The following is a 14,784-nucleotide window of genomic DNA, read 5'->3' as shown; positions in this document are numbered from 1 at the left end:
CGTGCTGATACTTGTTTATTGATTGTGAGGAGAACTGCGGACCTTCTGCCACAGCCGTAGCTATAATGTTCCAGGCCGCCACAACTGCGACACAGACGCTTGCAAGCTGGAACATGACATCCCATGTCAACAAACGTTAACCCAGGCGGAAGAGGTATGGCGGCAAGTGCCTTTAACGCTTTACATCAACCAAATTGTCAGGCGCATTTCCGTGAAACCGTCATCCACCACCATCCCTGAACCTGAACAGAGTTTCGGTACCTCCGGCATTGCGCCGATGGAGCGTCCGAGCCCGGTCACCCGTTTCTTCATGTCGATCGTCGCCTGGGCGGAACGATTGAATTTCAAGTACGCAAAACTGGGCAATCCGCCGGTTTACGACAACGCCACGTTTCCCTGGGCTGCAGAAATCGAAAAGGCGGCGCCGGCGATCCGCGCCGAGCTCGACCAGATCCTTGTTCGCAAGGACGAATTGCCGACCTTCCAGGACATTTCCACCGACGTGAAGACGATCTCCACCGACAGAGGCTGGAAGACCTTCTTCCTGCTCGGTTTCGGCGTGAAATCCGAACAGAACATCCGGGCCTGCCCTGAAACCTGGAAGGCGATGCAGAATATCCCCGGACTGACGACCGTGATGTTCTCGATCTTCGAGCCGGGCAAGCACCTGCCGCCGCACCGCGGCCCGTATAACGGCGTTCTGCGGCTGCATCTCGGCCTGATCGTTCCCGAGCCGCGCGACAAGCTGGCGATCCGCGTCAAGGACCAGGTCTGCCATTGGGAAGAGGGCAAGGCGCTGATCTTTGACGACGCCTATGAACATGAGGCGTGGAACCATACGGACAAGACGCGGGTGGTGCTGTTCGTGGACTTCGTCAAGCCGCTGAAATTCCCTGCCCGGCTGGTGAACTGGCTGCTGATGCACATGGCGATCTTCACGCCCTTCATCAGGGAGGGCCTCGATAACCACAAGGAATGGGAAAAGAAGTTCTACGCCCAGGCGGAAGCATGGCGCAATCGCCCCGACGCGAAAGACTGAGCGAGCTCGCGTGAATCTCGGCAATGCCGTATGTAGTCCATGCGGCATTGCCACCTAGCGCATCAGCGGCCAGAGCGGCGCGGCGAGCAGCAGGCCCATCGTGATGTTGAACCATTTGAGTTTTTGGGGATCGGACAGGAAGCGTCGCAGCATCACACCGAAACCCGCCCAGATGGACACGGTCGGCAGGTTGACGACCGCGACCACGAGCGTAACCAGCGTCACCGAGAGAAACGGGTTTGCCGCATTCGCGTAGGCCGCCATGGCCGTCAGCGCTGCGATCCAGGCCTTTGGGTTCACCCATTGGAAGGCGGCAGATTCCAGGAACGTGAGCGGCCGGGCGGCTTCCGCATTGCCGTTTGAGACGGCCCGCGACATGCCGATGCGCCAAGCGAGATAGAGCAGGTAGGCGCCCCCTGCTATCTTCAGCCCCAGGCCGAGCGGCGGATAGGCTGTCATCAGCGCTCCCAGTCCGAAACCGACCGCCAGCAATACCGAGGAAAAGCCGATGGTGATGCCGAGGATCTGCGGCACCGTTCGCCAGAAGCCGAAATTCGTGCCTGAAGCGAGCAGCATGAAATTGCTCGGTCCAGGCGTCACCGAGCCGACAAGCGAGAAAAGTCCGATTGCGAGCATGGTCTCATAGGTCATGGCAAAATGCTCCCGTCGCGGGAGAGGGCCTCCCTGCGGTGTTCAAAGGTTCGGATTGCAGATCGGTCGGATCAGAGGTGCCGGATGCTCAGCCTGCCGCCCCATTTGCCGTTCAGGTAGTCGCAGACGAGCCGCCGATGGCAGTGATGCGGCTTGTCCTCCGAACAGAGCAGACAGGAGCCTTCCAACTCATCCGGCTTCAAGTGACTTTCCACCTTGCGTTCCGCCATCAAGCTCATGAAATCGTTCTGGAAGATGTTCCAGTCACCCTTCTCTTTCTTGAAGAAAGTCATGAGCTCTTCGGTCGGCGCAAGCAGGGGCTCGTGCCTGTAGGCCGCACCGCAGATCGTCCTCAGGAAGAAGGCGAGGTCATCGGATTTGGCAAAACCGGCAAGTTGCGAGGTGTTGTGAAGCCGTACGTCGATCATTCTTTCTACCCCGGCGCTTTTGATCCGGCCAAAAAAATCCTCGGCCGTCGTCTTGGTGAAACCGATCGTGGTGACGTCTATGCTCATGCCGGTGCCCCATGCCTTTGTGCCATCATGGCGGAACGCGGTATCTCCTGCTATTGTCAATATTGACATTCTGGATATGGATCTTGCCATGAAGCTGCAGGTGCTTGCTTTGGACGGTGTTTTCGATACCGGGCTCTCGGCCATCCTCGACGTCTTCACGACCGCCAACGAACTTGCCGCGATGCTGTCTCTGAACGTGCCGCCGTTCGAGGTCTCCGTCGTCGGGATGCGGAAGAAGGTTCAGACCTCGCAGGGTTTCGTCGTGCCGATTTCCGATCCGGTCTGTACAGCCGCAGGCGGGTGGCTCGTTGTGCCTGCGCTCGGTTACAAGGTGCCCGATCTGCTGCTGCCTGCGCTGGAGCGGCCGGACGTTCGGGATGCGACCGCAGCGCTCCGCGAGGCGAGGGACGGTGGCGTAAACATTGCCGGCGCCTGTATCGGTACGTTCGTGCTTGCCGAATCCGGGCTGCTTGACGGACAGAAGGCAACGACCACCTGGTGGCTCGCGCCGCTCTTTCGCCAGCGTTACCCCGCCGTAAATCTGGAAGACGGAAGCATGCTGGTTAAGTCCGGTCCGCTCGTGACGGCAGGTGCCGCGCTCGGCCATCTGGACATGGCGCTCTGGTTGGTACGGCAGGCGAGCCCCGAGCTTGCGGGCCTGGTTGCCCGCTACCTCATCGTCGACAACCGGCCGGCGCAGTCGACCTATGTCATTTCCGACCATCTAGCGCATGCCGACCCGTTGGTGGAGAAGTTCGAGCGCTGGGCTCGCGCCCGGCTTTCGGAAGGCTTTTCGCTTGACCAGGCGGCCGATGCCGTCGGCGCCAGCAAGCGCACGCTCGCCCGCCGCCTGGAGCAGGTGCTCGGCAAAACGCCGCTCTCCTATTTCCAGGACCTGCGTGTCGAACGCGCCGTGCATCTCCTGAAAACCAGCGGCAAGAGCCCGGATGAGATCGCTCCACTGGTGGGTTACGCCGACGGCGTGACGCTTCGGGCGCTGCTGCGCCAGAAACTCGGTCGCGGAGTGCGTGAACTGCGAATGGCCGAGTGACGGTTCGTCAGATTTCCTCGCGCTTCAGCAGATAGTCCAGGCCGCCCAACCGGAACCAGCGGTAGTCATAGGCATCGAGCAGAAGGCGGTGGCGGCCTTTCCCGTCGGCGCGGCTGTTGCCGCCATCGGCGATGTCGATCAGCAGATGCCCTTCCGCTCCGATGCCCGCGTCGAAGTGAATTTCTGCTGGCCTCGACAAGAGGTTATGCACCGTCAGAACCGAGTTGTTGCGCCAGTCAAATCGGAGCGCCAGCACGCCGTCGTCGCCGGTATCCACCACCGTGCATTCGCCCCAGCCGATTTCGGGCGTCTCCTTGCGCATGCGGATCAGCCGCTCGGTCCAGTTGAGCATGGACTCGGCCTCCCGCTTCTGATCGGCGACGTTGACATAGCAGTATCCGAAGGGACCTTCCTTGATGACGGGCAGTATCGGTTTGTCGCTCTTGGTGAAGCCTCCGTGCGGTTCCGGGGACCATTGCATCGGCGTGCGGGCGCAGTTGCGCTCGGGCAGGCTAAGGTCGTCTCCCATGCCGATCTCGTCGCCGTAACGGATGACCGGCGTGGCCGGAAGTGAGAACATCAGGCTGTAGGCGAGTTCGAGCCGGCGGCGATCGCCCTCCAGCATCGGCGCGAGCCGGCGTCTTATGCCCCGGTGATAAAGCTGCATCTCCTTCTCGGGTCCGAATTCCTCAAAGACCTTTTCCCGCTGCTTCTCCGTCAGCCTGCCCAGATCGAGTTCGTCGTGATTGCGCAGGAAGATGCCCCATTGGGCTGTGGCGGGTTTCTCACGCGTCGCATCCAACGCCTTGGCAAGCGGGCGCGAGTCTCCACTGGCCATGGCATAAAACAGCGCCTGGTTGACGTGAAAGTTGAACATCATCTGCATGCGGTCGCTGTCGTGGCCGAAATACTGGAGATTGGTCTTCGGCACGACATTCGCTTCCGCCAGGAAAATCGAATCCCCAAGCCGCCACTGCAGGAATTCGCGGAAGCCGCGCAGCATCTCGTATTGCGGCTGAGGCCGCTTCACCTCCGCTCCCTTCTGGGCGATCACGAAGGGCACGGCATCGACCCGGAAACCGGAGACGCCAAGCTGAATCCAGAAGCCCATGATCTTCAGGATTTCCGCCTGAACCTCCGGATTGGACGTGTTGAGGTCGGGCTGAAAATGGTAGAAGCGATGGAAATAATATTGCTTCGCCTTCTCGTCATAGGTCCAGGTGGTTTCCTGCACGCCCGGAAAGACCATGCCCTCGTCGGCATTGCCCGGCTTTTTGTTCGACCAGATATACCAGTCGCGGAAAGGCGAGTCCGGGCTGCTTCGCGCCTGCTGGAACCAGGGATGCTGGTCCGATGTGTGGTTGACGACGAGGTCGATCAGCACCCGGATGCCGCGCTGCTTGGCGCCGTGGGTGAATTCAACGAAGTCACCGAGCGTGCCGTAGCGGGGGTCGACGTTGTAGTAGTCCGAGACGTCGTAGCCATCATCCAGTCCAGGCGAGGTCTGGAACGGCATCAGCCAGATGGCATTGACGCCGAGGCCGGCAAGGTAGTCGAGGCGCCGCTCCAGCCCCTCGAAGTCCCCAACACCGTCGCCATTGGCGTCCATGAAGGTCTCAACGGAAAGGCAATAGATGACGGCGTTCTTGTACCAGAGATCGTTGATCACGGTGCGCTCCTCGAATGGGCTGGTTCGGGGAGGGCAATTGCTCAGCGCGGGAATTGTTCCAGGCGTAGGACCAATGCCGCATGAAAGCGGGCCTTATGGCCCCGTCCTCTCAATCGCTGGGGGATCGAACGCGCCTATTCGATCAAAAGTAGGCCCCGCTTGCTGTCGCCGTCAAACGTGTTCATCGCCGAAAACAGACGTTCCGTCTCGACCAGCCAAGGCTTGTAGTTCTCGTTGACATCGAGAACGAACACCATGTCTTGCGCCTCAAGATATCCTCCAACCGGAGAATGATGGCCGGCACCTGCGCCGAAGATTTTCTCTCGCGTGAAGTTGACGATGTAGCGGCGGGCGGGGTCGTTTGCCCGCTTCATATGCTCGCGAAACTCGTCGGCCGTCAGGTTGCGCAGAACCGTGACCTTCCGCTGTGTTTTCATCTTCGCAAGACCAGCGAGCTCATCCAGCGTCAGCCCCATTATGCAAAGCCCGGTCCAGCACAGGCCGGTTCCATCCAGAACCTCGGCCTCGGTCTTTTCCTCTTCGCCGACGGAACGGAACGTGTTGGCGATGCTCGCCGGCCCGCACCGCGATGCATTTGTTTGCCAGGCGATATTCCGATCAAATGTTGCCGCCACAGGCAGCTTCCAGGCGGTCTCGATCAGTTCCGGAACACGGATGACCGAGGATTGGATCGCTTCCGGCGGGACTTTGGTCTGGCTGGCGATGAAGCCTGCGGTGCCGACGAGCACACCGGCGGCGGCAACTATGCCAAGAAAGAAGGCGCGCTTCATTTCGATGCTCCCGAAGCACGGATGGTCACCGGACAATGAGCCTGGAGACAGCCGCCATCAAGATATCCATACGGCGGATGAGGGATCGCAAACTCGTACTGCGGAGTGAATTCACCCCGCGCGGTCGCTGCGGATCGGATGCCAGATCGAAATATCGCGAGGACCGGCGAGGAGTTCGGGAAGGGCCGCGTGCCATGCCTCCCGATAGGGGCGCTGCAATTGCACGTCCAATACGTCCTGATGATCCTCCCATGTCTCGTAAAGCATCATCCGGTTTTCGTTTTCTGGATCGGCATGCAGCACCGCCTGGTGAAACATCGGCTCGTGCCGCATCGCGTCCAGCACGCCGTCGAGCAGCGTCATGAAGCGCTCGCGCTCGCCCGGAAGAATATCGAAACGGATGACATAGGTGACAGGCATGGCTGATCCTTTCTTTTTTCTACGACCGGAATAGCCTTGCAGGAACGGCAGGTCGATTACCTCCGAGGTCATAACGGTGGCTCACACCCTTCCCGCTTCTCCCCCTGCGGTACGTCATTTTACGTATGTGGTTTTGCGATGCAGCGCCCGATAGTCGCTTAAGCAACGGTTAAGGTTTTCGTTGCGGACGAACGAGAAGAGGGGTTCGAACCAATGACTTTCAAAGCAAAGTTTGCTGGCGCATTGCTCGCCACCGTCATGTCGACGACGGCGCTTTCCGGCGCCTTCGCCGCAGACGACACCATCAAGATCGGCGTTCTGCACTCGCTTTCGGGCACCATGGCCATCTCCGAGACCACCCTCAAGGATGTCATGCTGATGCTCGTCGAGGAGCAGAACAAGAAGGGCGGCGTGCTGGGCAAGAAGCTCGAAGCCGTCGTTGTCGACCCGGCATCCGACTGGCCGCTGTTTGCCGAAAAGGCCCGCCAGCTCATCTCCCAGGACAAGGTGGCTGCCGTCTTCGGCTGCTGGACTTCGTCTTCGCGCAAGTCCGTCCTACCGGTCTTCGAGGAGCTCAATTCGATCCTCTTCTACCCGGTCCAGTACGAGGGTGAAGAATCCTCGCGCAACATCTTCTACACGGGTGCCGCGCCTAACCAGCAGGCCATCCCGGCTGTCGACTACCTGGCTGAAAGCGAAGGCGTGCAGCGCTGGGTTCTGGCCGGCACCGATTATGTCTATCCGCAGACCACCAACAAGATCCTCAAGGCCTATCTGATGTCGAAGGGCGTTGCCGAATCCGACATCATGGTGAACTATACGCCATTCGGTCACTCCGACTGGCAGACCATCGTCTCCGACATCAAGAAGTTCGGCTCCGCCGGCAAGAAGACCGCCGTCGTCTCCACCATCAACGGCGATGCCAACGTTCCCTTCTACAAGGAACTCGGCAACCAGGGCATCAAGGCCGAAGACATTCCGGTCGTGGCCTTCTCGGTCGGTGAAGAAGAGCTTGCCGGTCTCGACACCAAGCCGCTCGTCGGCCATCTCGCCGCCTGGAACTACTTCCAGTCCGTCGACGCCGAGGTCAATGCCGATTTCATCAAGGAATGGAAGGCCTTCACCAAGAACGACAAGCGCGTCACCAACGACCCGATGGAAGCCGCCTATATCGGCTTCAACGCCTGGGTAAAGGCCGTCGAAGCCGCTGGCACCACCGATACCGACAAGGTTCTGGACTCGATCATCGGCGTTTCCGTTCCGAACCTTTCGGGCGGCACATCCACCGTCATGCCGAACCATCACATCACCAAGCCGGTGCTGATCGGTGAAATCCAGGCGGACGGCCAGTTCGAAATCGTCCAGGAAACACCTGCCGTCGTTGGTGACGAATGGTCCGATTATCTGCCGGACTCCAAGAACCTGATCTCCGATTGGCGCAAGCCGATGTCCTGCGGCAACTTCAACGTTGCTTCCGGCAAGTGCGGCGGCAAGGGCAGCTGATTCTAACTGGTGAAACCTGAGGGCTGGGGGGTGAGCCCCCGGTCAGACCCTCTCCCCGACCTGAACCAGGTCGGGGAGAGGGAATTGCGGCGTCGCCGCCAGTTGTTCCTTCGGCCTCAGGGTTTCAGGCGAGGGGCGTTCCGGCCGGCCGACAGGGGCGATATCATGACCTTGAAATCTTTTCTCCAGGCTTTGCTTGCCTGTCTGATCCTTTCCTTCGCCGCGCCGTCTTTCGCGCAGAGCGACCCCAAACCTTTGATCGATGCATTGGCCAAAGCTGATTTCAACGAGGCCGAAAAACTGCTCGGCCAGATCGCCGCAACCGGCGATGCCCGCGTCGTGCCGGCGCTTAATGCCTTTGCCGAGGGCGATCTCTATTTCCGCAAATCCGACAATCTCGTTTTCATCGCTAAGGCCGCCGGTTCCGGTTTCGAGTTGATCGATCCGTTGACAGGTGCCGCGGCCGGGCAGGCGGCGAAGAACGCCGTCACCAAGATCAAGGTCAACAACAATCTGCGCCGCGTCATCCGCTCCGCCATGGGCGGCCTCACGCTTTTGAGCCCGGATCGCGCCGTGCGGCTGCAGGCCGCCGAGGCGGTGCTGCGCTCGCCAAGCCCGGAAAACCTCGATCTGGTCGAGGCAGCCCTTGCCAAGGAGACCGATGGGGAGGTCAAGGCGCGCATGGAGGAAGCGCGGGCGGTTTCGGTCCTCTCCTCCGACCGCTCCATCGATGAAAAGCGCTCCGCAATCGAAACCATCAAGAATCTCGGAGGCCGCAATTCGCTCGGCATCCTGAATTCCGTTTCCGGTTCGATCGAAGTCGGGCTCAAGGGTGACTTGGATGCGGCCATCGCTTCGATCGAGAGCGAACAGCAGCTCTGGGACATGGCGCAGAACGTCTGGTATGGCCTGTCGCTCGGCTCCGTGCTGCTGCTCGCCGCAATCGGCCTTGCGATCACATTCGGCGTCATGGGAATCATCAACATGGCGCATGGCGAAATGGTCATGCTCGGCGCCTATTCCACCTTCGTGGTGCAGGAGGTGATTCGCGACAATGCACCAAACCTGTTCGACTGGTCTCTGGCGATCGCGCTGCCCGTCGCCTTCCTCGTCACCGGTGCCGTCGGTCTGGTGATCGAGCGCGGCGTCATTCGTTTTCTTTACGGTCGCCCGCTTGAAACACTGCTCGCCACCTGGGGCGTCTCGCTCATCCTGCAGCAGACGATCCGCTCGATCTTCGGGCCGACAAACCAGGAAGTCGGCAACCCGTCCTGGATGTCGGGTTCGTTCCCCGTGGGCGGCATGACGATCACCTGGAACCGCATGTGGATCATCCTTTTCTCCATGTCGATCTTCGTGGCGCTGCTGGTGGTGCTGAAGAAATCGGCCTTCGGCCTCAATATGCGGGCCGTCACCCAGAACCGCCGCATGGCGTCGTCTATGGGCATCAAGACGCCGTGGGTCGATGCCTTCACCTTCGCGCTGGGCTCGGGCATTGCCGGTATCGCGGGTGTCGCGCTTTCCCAGATCGACAACGTCTCGCCGAATCTCGGCCAGAGCTACATCATCGACAGCTTCATGGTCGTGGTCTTCGGTGGCGTCGGCAATCTCTGGGGGACGCTGGTCGGCGCACTGTCGCTCGGCGTGCTGAACAAGTTCCTCGAACCTTCGGTCGGTGCCGTGCTCGGCAAGATCCTGGTTCTGGTGCTGATCATCCTCTTCATCCAGAAACGTCCGCGCGGTCTCTTCGCGCTCAAGGGAAGGGCGGTGGAAGCATGATTTCCGGCTTTGTCTTTCGGGCTCTCGACGGCAGGATTGTCGTTGCCGTCGCCATTTTGCTTGGCGTCGCCCTGCTCGTGCCGGCGCTCAACCTGATGACCCCGCCGGACAGCGCGCTGCATATTCCGACCTATGCCGTGTCGCTCTTCGGCAAATATCTCTGCTATGCGCTGCTGGCGCTCGCGCTCGATCTCGTCTGGGGTTACTGCGGCATTCTCTCGCTCGGCCACGGTGCCTTCTTCGCACTCGGCGGTTATGCGATGGGCATGTATCTGATGCGCCAGATCGGCAGTAGAGGCGTATACGGCAACCCGATCCTGCCGGACTTCATGGTGTTCCTCAACTGGAAGGAGCTTCCCTGGTTCTGGCATGGTTTCGACTGGTTCGTCTTCGCCATGGCGATGGTGCTGGTCGTGCCCGGCCTGCTTGCCTTCGTCTTCGGCTGGTTCGCCTTCCGCTCCCGCGTCAACGGCGTCTATCTGTCGATCATCACCCAGGCGATGACCTATGCGCTGATGCTCGCCTTCTTCCGCAACGACATGGGCTTCGGCGGCAATAACGGCCTGACCGACTTCAAGGATATCCTGGGCTTCCCGGTCCAGGCGGACGGCACGCGTGCGGTTCTCTTCGCCATGTCGGCAATCATGCTGGCGCTCTGCCTCCTCGTTGCGTCGGCCATCGTCCGATCGAAGTTCGGCAAGGTTCTGGTCGGCGTGCGCGATGCGGAAAGCCGGGTGCGTTTCCTCGGCTTCCGGGTGGAGAACATCAAGCTCTTCACCTTCGTCGTCTCGGCGATGATGGCGGGCATTGCAGGTGCGCTTTTCGTACCGCAGGTCGGCATCATCAATCCGGGCGAATTCGCGCCTGCCAACTCCATCGAGGTGGTCGTCTGGACGGCGGTCGGTGGGCGCGGCACGCTGATCGGGCCGGTCATCGGCGCGGTGCTCGTTAATGCTGGCAAAAGCTTCTTCACCGGCGCCTTCCCGGAAATCTGGCTCTATGCGCTCGGCGGCCTCTTTATCGCCGTGACGCTCTTCCTGCCGAAGGGCATCGTGGGCACGGTTCAGCAGGGTTGGAATTCGCGCAAGGCGATGAAGGCTGCCGCGGAGGCGGAAAAGGGCAGGGACGAGGCAGTGCCCGTCACGCAGGCGCAGGCGGCGGAGTGAAAACGATGAATATGATTGCCGAAACAAGACAAAAAAGCCTGCTCTATCTCGAAAACGTCTCCGTCTCCTTCGACGGTTTCAAGGCGCTGAACTCGCTGTCCTTCGTGGTCGAACCCGGCGAGCTGCGCGCCATCATCGGTCCGAATGGCGCCGGTAAGACGACGATGATGGATATCATCACCGGCAAGACGAGGCCGGACACCGGCACGGTGTTGTTCGAGGATGCGATCGATCTGACGAAAAAGGACGAGGCCGATATCGCCCAGCTCGGCATCGGCCGCAAATTCCAGAAGCCGACTGTCTTCGAAAGCCACACCGTCTGGGACAATCTGGAACTGGCGCTCAACCGCGACCGCGGGGTGTTTGCCACGCTCTTCTACACGCTGTCGACCGAAGACGAGGCGCGCATCGAGGAAATCCTTTCGACCATCCGCCTGACCCATCGCAAGGACGAGCTCGCAGCCAATCTTTCGCACGGCCAGAAGCAATGGCTGGAGATCGGCATGCTGCTTGCCCAGGAGCCCAAACTCCTGCTCGTCGACGAACCTGTCGCCGGCATGACGGACGCGGAAACGGCCGAAACCGCCGAACTCCTCAAGGAAATCGCCAAGACGCGATCAGTCGTCGTGGTCGAACACGACATGGGCTTCATCCGCGAGCTCGGCGTCAAGGTGACGTGCCTGGCGGAAGGCTCCGTGCTCGCCGAGGGCTCGATCGATTTCGTGTCCAACGATCCGAAGGTGATCGAGAACTATCTGGGGCGGTGATTATGCTGACGGTCAACAACATCAATCTTCACTACGGCGCGGCACAGGCGTTGCGTGGCGTCTCGATCACCGCCGAAATGGGCAAGATCACCTGCGTGCTGGGGCGCAACGGCGTGGGGAAGAGCTCTCTTCTCCGAGCCGTTACCGGCCAGCACGCGGTCAGCGCCGGTACGATCAGCTTCCAAAACGAAGTGCTGAACGGCCTGCAACCCTATGCCCGCGCCAAGCACGGCATCGGCTACGTGCCACAGGGGCGCGAAATCTTCCCGCTGCTCACCGTGCAGGAAAACCTTGAAAGCGGTTATGCGCCGCTCGCCCGGAAGGATCGCTCCATTCCGGATGAAATCTTTTCGTTGTTTCCGGTTTTGAAAACCATGCTCGGACGACGCGGTGGCGACCTGTCCGGTGGCCAGCAGCAGCAGCTGGCGATCGGCCGCGCCATGGTCACCCGTCCGAAGATTCTCGTGCTCGACGAACCCACCGAAGGCATTCAGCCTTCGATCATCAAGGATATCGGCCGGGCGATCCGCTATCTCCGCGACTCGACCGGCATGGCCATCCTGCTGGTCGAACAGTATCTGGATTTCTGCCGAGAGCTTGCCGATCAGGTTTACATCATGGATCGTGGCGAAATTGTGCATGAGGGTGCGGCCGAAACATTGGATACGGCAGAAGCGAGGCGGCACCTGACTGTGTAGTCCTAGTATTTCCATGGTGAATGTTTGTATCGCGTCGCAGCACTTCGTGCGTTTCGTCATCAGCGGATATGTGTTACCTAGGCGGCGTAGGGAGCGTTCCATGTAAGCTTGGAACACTCTGAGGCGGACCTTGCACATTGTTGACACCACTTCCCGCACCCATGATGAGGCGCTGATGGATTTTGCTCGCGTTGCCGGTACCTTTTCCAACCCCGCTCTTACTCGCGCGACCGCAGTAGGGGCTTTTTTCTTGGCTGCGAGCGGTGCCTATGCCGGCTGCGGCCAGCCCCTGGAACCGGGCCGTCATCCCATCACCATCGAAAGCGAAGGGGTTTCGCGTTCGGCCGTCTACTTCATTCCCTCTTCCTATACCGGCAGCCAGAAAGTCCCGGTCGTTTTCGACTTTCATGGCAGCCACAGCAATCCTCAAGGTCAGCTGAACAGGAGTTCCTGGGACAAAGTTGCCGAAAAGAACGGCTTCATCGTCATGGCGCTGCAGGGGAGCCTGCCCGGCAGTTCGGCCGGCACCTATGCCTGGAATGTGCCTTACGTAACGACCCAACCCGGCGGCCTCAATGAAGTTGCCTATATCACGCAGGCGCTCGAGACGGTGAAGGAGACCTTCTGCACCGATCCGGCACGCATCTACGCCTCCGGTTATTCCGGCGGCGGGCGTATGCTTTCGGCCTATCTTTGCGCTGGGCACGACGATTTCGCGGCCGCAGGCTTCGTGCATTCGCTGCGCGCCGGCCGACCGGTCGAGATCGACGGCAAGTGGAGGCCCGATGCGGAAAACTGCTCGCCAGCAAGGCCGATCTCCATCATGGCCTTTGCCGGCGAGAAGGACGACGCCAATCCCTATGCCGGCGGCGGCAAGGCCTACTGGCAATACGGCTTCAAGACCGCGATACAGAGATGGACCGAGCTCGACGGCTGCAAGGGCAACGGCGATCCGAAGACCGTCGACGACGTGACCTTCAGCCTCTACGGCACCTGCAAGAACGGTGCCCGTGTCGCATCCTACGTCTTTGCCAATGGCACCCATGCCTGGCCGAAACCGGCACCGGCGACGGAAGCGGTCATTGCCGCTGCCAAGGATGGCGCTGCAGGCGTCACCAAGGTCGCCACCGTTGCCGACGCCAAGCCGGCTTTCGATGCGAATATTGATCCGGCATCGCGGATGTGGGAGTTTTTCGGCAAGGCCGACAGCACCGATGTGATCGCCACCGCCGCGCCCGCAAAGGGGAAATCTGGCACGGGCGTTGCATCGGATTGCGCGACCGATACCGATCTTCAGGGGACGACGTGCAGCAGCACCCAGCCGATCAATATGCGCCGCAGCGGGCAAGGGGTGCAGGACGCCTTGTAACCAAGGCTTCCGGCGGGCGCACCCGGCTCGCCGAGTTCTACCAGGAAGGCTGCGCAAAAATTCGTCTTCCGGAAACATTTTCGCCTGAAATGGAGGCGATCCTCATCAATACGTCAGGGGGACTGACCGGCGGCGACATGATCGAATGGTCCGTCGCCGCTGCTGATTCCACCAGACTTTCGGTTACCACCCAGGCAAACGAGAAGATTTATAAAGCCGCCGCCGACACGGCTTCCGTTTCCACCCACATAACTGTCGGCAAGGACGCCTCCGTCCACTGGCTTCCCCAGGAAACCATTCTGTTCGACCAGGCCTCGTTGACCCGCCGGCTTGATGTCGACCTTGCCGAAACTGCCGAATTTCTAGCGGTCGAGGCGGTGCTGCTCGGGCGGAAGGCGATGGGCGAGGCCGTTGCCGAGGGCTTTTTTCGCGACCGGTGGCGGGTGCGCCGCTCCGGCAGGCTCATTCATGCCGAAGAGCTGCGGTTCGACGGCGCGATCGAGCGGATGACGCAGTCGGCAGGGGTCCTCTCCGGTCAGGTCGCCTTCGCCACCCTGTTTTATACCGGGCCGCTTGCCGAGGTGCTTTTTTCCAAGCTCCGCGCCTGTCTTGACGATACCGCCGGCGGAGCCAGCCCGTGGACTGGCGGAGCCAGCCACTGGAACGGCAAGCTGATTGCGCGGCTTGCGGCGCCGACCGGTTTCGAGATGAGAAAAATCCTGACACCGGCAATTTCCGTATTGCGTAACGGCGCGCCAGTGCCGAAAGTCTGGAACATCTGATTTTTATCACGGGATTCCCATGAACCTGACGCCCAGAGAAAAAGACAAGCTGCTGATATCAATGGCGGCGATCGTTGCGCGCCGCCGGCTCGAGCGGGGCGTCAAGCTGAATTATCCGGAAGCTATCGCGCTGATTACCGATTTCGTCGTCGAGGGTGCCCGTGACGGTCGTTCCGTCGCCGATCTCATGGAAGCGGGTGCGCATGTCGTCAGCCGCGACCAGGTAATGGAAGGCATTGCCGAAATGATTCACGATGTGCAGGTGGAGGCGACCTTTCCCGACGGCACCAAGCTCGTCACTGTGCACGAACCCATAAGGTGAGGAGGGCGCCATGCTGGAGCTACGCCCCAATTGCGAATGCTGCGACAAGGACCTGCCGCCCGAAAGCCGGGAGGCGATGATCTGCACCTTCGAATGCACATTCTGCGCCGACTGTGCGACCGCCATCCTGGCCGGCACTTGTCCGAATTGCGGCGGCGAACTGGTGCGCCGCCCGGTGCGCCCGGCGGGGAAGCTCGCCAAGTACCCCGCATCCACGAAACGCGTTTTGAAGGCCGAGGGCTGTGCGCCCAAGGCTGCTTGA

The 14,784-nt window shown here is 60.6% G+C and carries 16 protein-coding genes; 11 read left to right on the top strand and 5 right to left on the bottom strand.

Translation table 11 applies throughout. From position 1 onward, the window contains the following. Window positions 1-211: 211 nt before the first annotated feature. Window positions 212-1,039, top strand: a complete 828-nt coding sequence (locus EDE09_RS05305; RefSeq protein WP_245422926.1) for an aspartyl/asparaginyl beta-hydroxylase domain-containing protein — start codon at window positions 212-214, stop codon at window positions 1,037-1,039. Window positions 1,040-1,093: 54 nt separating this feature from the next. Here the strand turns inward: EDE09_RS05305 and EDE09_RS05300 are convergent, their stop codons facing one another. Then, the gene (locus EDE09_RS05300) at window positions 1,094-1,690 is read right to left on the bottom strand and encodes a LysE family translocator (protein ID WP_132409279.1); all 597 of its coding nucleotides are present in this window, start codon (window positions 1,688-1,690) and stop codon (window positions 1,094-1,096) included. A gap of 71 nt (window positions 1,691-1,761) precedes the next feature. After that, entirely contained in the window at window positions 1,762-2,205 is a 444-nt protein-coding gene (locus tag EDE09_RS05295) for a DUF488 domain-containing protein (RefSeq protein ID WP_105372981.1), read from the bottom strand. A gap of 88 nt (window positions 2,206-2,293) precedes the next feature. Between EDE09_RS05295 and EDE09_RS05290 the strand changes: the two genes are divergently transcribed. Next, window positions 2,294-3,256, top strand: coding sequence for a helix-turn-helix domain-containing protein (locus EDE09_RS05290; RefSeq protein WP_132409277.1), 963 nt, complete (start codon window positions 2,294-2,296; stop codon window positions 3,254-3,256). Window positions 3,257-3,263: 7 nt separating this feature from the next. Here the strand turns inward: EDE09_RS05290 and EDE09_RS05285 are convergent, their stop codons facing one another. The 3 genes from EDE09_RS05285 to EDE09_RS05275 form a co-directional block, all read right to left on the bottom strand. Then, window positions 3,264-4,925, bottom strand: a complete 1,662-nt coding sequence (locus tag EDE09_RS05285; RefSeq protein ID WP_105372980.1) for an alpha-amylase family protein — start codon at window positions 4,923-4,925, stop codon at window positions 3,264-3,266. Between the two features lie 134 nt (window positions 4,926-5,059). Continuing rightward, window positions 5,060-5,716, bottom strand: a complete 657-nt coding sequence (locus EDE09_RS05280; protein WP_105372979.1) for a phytochelatin synthase family protein — start codon at window positions 5,714-5,716, stop codon at window positions 5,060-5,062. A gap of 111 nt (window positions 5,717-5,827) precedes the next feature. Beyond that, window positions 5,828-6,136 (bottom strand): putative quinol monooxygenase, encoded by a 309-nt coding sequence (locus tag EDE09_RS05275; protein ID WP_105373067.1) that lies wholly within the window; start codon window positions 6,134-6,136, stop codon window positions 5,828-5,830. A 213-nt stretch (window positions 6,137-6,349) separates the two neighbouring features. Between EDE09_RS05275 and urtA the strand changes: the two genes are divergently transcribed. The 9 genes from urtA (at window position 6,350) to EDE09_RS05230 (ending at window position 14,784) form a co-directional block, all read left to right on the top strand. After that, entirely contained in the window at window positions 6,350-7,639 is a 1,290-nt protein-coding gene (gene urtA, locus EDE09_RS05270) for an urea ABC transporter substrate-binding protein (RefSeq protein WP_105372978.1), read from the top strand. A 165-nt stretch (window positions 7,640-7,804) separates the two neighbouring features. Continuing rightward, window positions 7,805-9,418, top strand: coding sequence for an urea ABC transporter permease subunit UrtB (urtB, locus tag EDE09_RS05265; protein ID WP_105373066.1), 1,614 nt, complete (start codon window positions 7,805-7,807; stop codon window positions 9,416-9,418). Beyond that, window positions 9,415-10,584 (top strand): urea ABC transporter permease subunit UrtC, encoded by a 1,170-nt coding sequence (gene urtC, locus EDE09_RS05260; protein ID WP_105372977.1) that lies wholly within the window; start codon window positions 9,415-9,417, stop codon window positions 10,582-10,584. Before urtB ends, urtC begins: the two co-directional genes overlap by 4 nt. An 11-nt stretch (window positions 10,585-10,595) precedes the next feature. Next, complete coding sequence (urtD, locus tag EDE09_RS05255; RefSeq protein ID WP_165924122.1) at window positions 10,596-11,351, top strand: urea ABC transporter ATP-binding protein UrtD; 756 nt, start codon at window positions 10,596-10,598, stop codon at window positions 11,349-11,351. Window positions 11,352-11,353: 2 nt separating this feature from the next. Beyond that, the gene (urtE, locus tag EDE09_RS05250; RefSeq protein ID WP_105372975.1) at window positions 11,354-12,049 is read left to right on the top strand and encodes an urea ABC transporter ATP-binding subunit UrtE; all 696 of its coding nucleotides are present in this window, start codon (window positions 11,354-11,356) and stop codon (window positions 12,047-12,049) included. Between the two features lie 130 nt (window positions 12,050-12,179). Beyond that, window positions 12,180-13,418, top strand: coding sequence for a PHB depolymerase family esterase (locus EDE09_RS05245; RefSeq protein WP_245422925.1), 1,239 nt, complete (start codon window positions 12,180-12,182; stop codon window positions 13,416-13,418). Then, window positions 13,355-14,200: an urease accessory protein UreD gene (locus tag EDE09_RS05240; RefSeq protein ID WP_105372973.1), complete on the top strand. Its 846-nt coding sequence runs from the start codon at window positions 13,355-13,357 to the stop codon at window positions 14,198-14,200. The genes EDE09_RS05245 and EDE09_RS05240 overlap by 64 nt, the downstream gene beginning before the upstream one ends. Before the next feature lie 19 nt (window positions 14,201-14,219). Beyond that, window positions 14,220-14,522, top strand: a complete 303-nt coding sequence (locus EDE09_RS05235; protein ID WP_105372972.1) for an urease subunit gamma — start codon at window positions 14,220-14,222, stop codon at window positions 14,520-14,522. A gap of 10 nt (window positions 14,523-14,532) precedes the next feature. Continuing rightward, the gene (locus EDE09_RS05230; protein WP_105372971.1) at window positions 14,533-14,784 is read left to right on the top strand and encodes a DUF1272 domain-containing protein; all 252 of its coding nucleotides are present in this window, start codon (window positions 14,533-14,535) and stop codon (window positions 14,782-14,784) included.

The organism is Neorhizobium sp. S3-V5DH, from assembly GCF_004343065.1.
Taxonomy (GTDB): domain Bacteria; phylum Pseudomonadota; class Alphaproteobacteria; order Rhizobiales; family Rhizobiaceae; genus Neorhizobium; species Neorhizobium huautlense.
Note: the sequence above shows the minus strand (reverse complement) of the source record. Positions and strands in the feature narration are given on the sequence as shown.

What these genes read in the sequence shown, in the direction of transcription:
- EDE09_RS05300 (WP_132409279.1), bottom strand. Translation starts at nt 1,690, where the DNA reads ATGACCTATGAGACCATGCTCGCAATCGGACTTTTCTCGCTTGTCGGC.
- EDE09_RS05295 (WP_105372981.1), bottom strand. Translation starts at nt 2,205, where the DNA reads ATGAGCATAGACGTCACCACGATCGGTTTCACCAAGACGACGGCCGAG.
- EDE09_RS05290 (WP_132409277.1), top strand. Translation starts at nt 2,294, where the DNA reads ATGAAGCTGCAGGTGCTTGCTTTGGACGGTGTTTTCGATACCGGGCTC.
- EDE09_RS05280 (WP_105372979.1), bottom strand. Translation starts at nt 5,716, where the DNA reads ATGAAGCGCGCCTTCTTTCTTGGCATAGTTGCCGCCGCCGGTGTGCTC.
- EDE09_RS05275 (WP_105373067.1), bottom strand. Translation starts at nt 6,136, where the DNA reads ATGCCTGTCACCTATGTCATCCGTTTCGATATTCTTCCGGGCGAGCGC.
- urtA (WP_105372978.1), top strand. Translation starts at nt 6,350, where the DNA reads ATGACTTTCAAAGCAAAGTTTGCTGGCGCATTGCTCGCCACCGTCATG.
- urtB (WP_105373066.1), top strand. Translation starts at nt 7,805, where the DNA reads ATGACCTTGAAATCTTTTCTCCAGGCTTTGCTTGCCTGTCTGATCCTT.
- urtC (WP_105372977.1), top strand. Translation starts at nt 9,415, where the DNA reads ATGATTTCCGGCTTTGTCTTTCGGGCTCTCGACGGCAGGATTGTCGTT.
- urtD (WP_165924122.1), top strand. Translation starts at nt 10,596, where the DNA reads ATGATTGCCGAAACAAGACAAAAAAGCCTGCTCTATCTCGAAAACGTC.
- urtE (WP_105372975.1), top strand. Translation starts at nt 11,354, where the DNA reads ATGCTGACGGTCAACAACATCAATCTTCACTACGGCGCGGCACAGGCG.
- EDE09_RS05235 (WP_105372972.1), top strand. Translation starts at nt 14,220, where the DNA reads ATGAACCTGACGCCCAGAGAAAAAGACAAGCTGCTGATATCAATGGCG.
- EDE09_RS05230 (WP_105372971.1), top strand. Translation starts at nt 14,533, where the DNA reads ATGCTGGAGCTACGCCCCAATTGCGAATGCTGCGACAAGGACCTGCCG.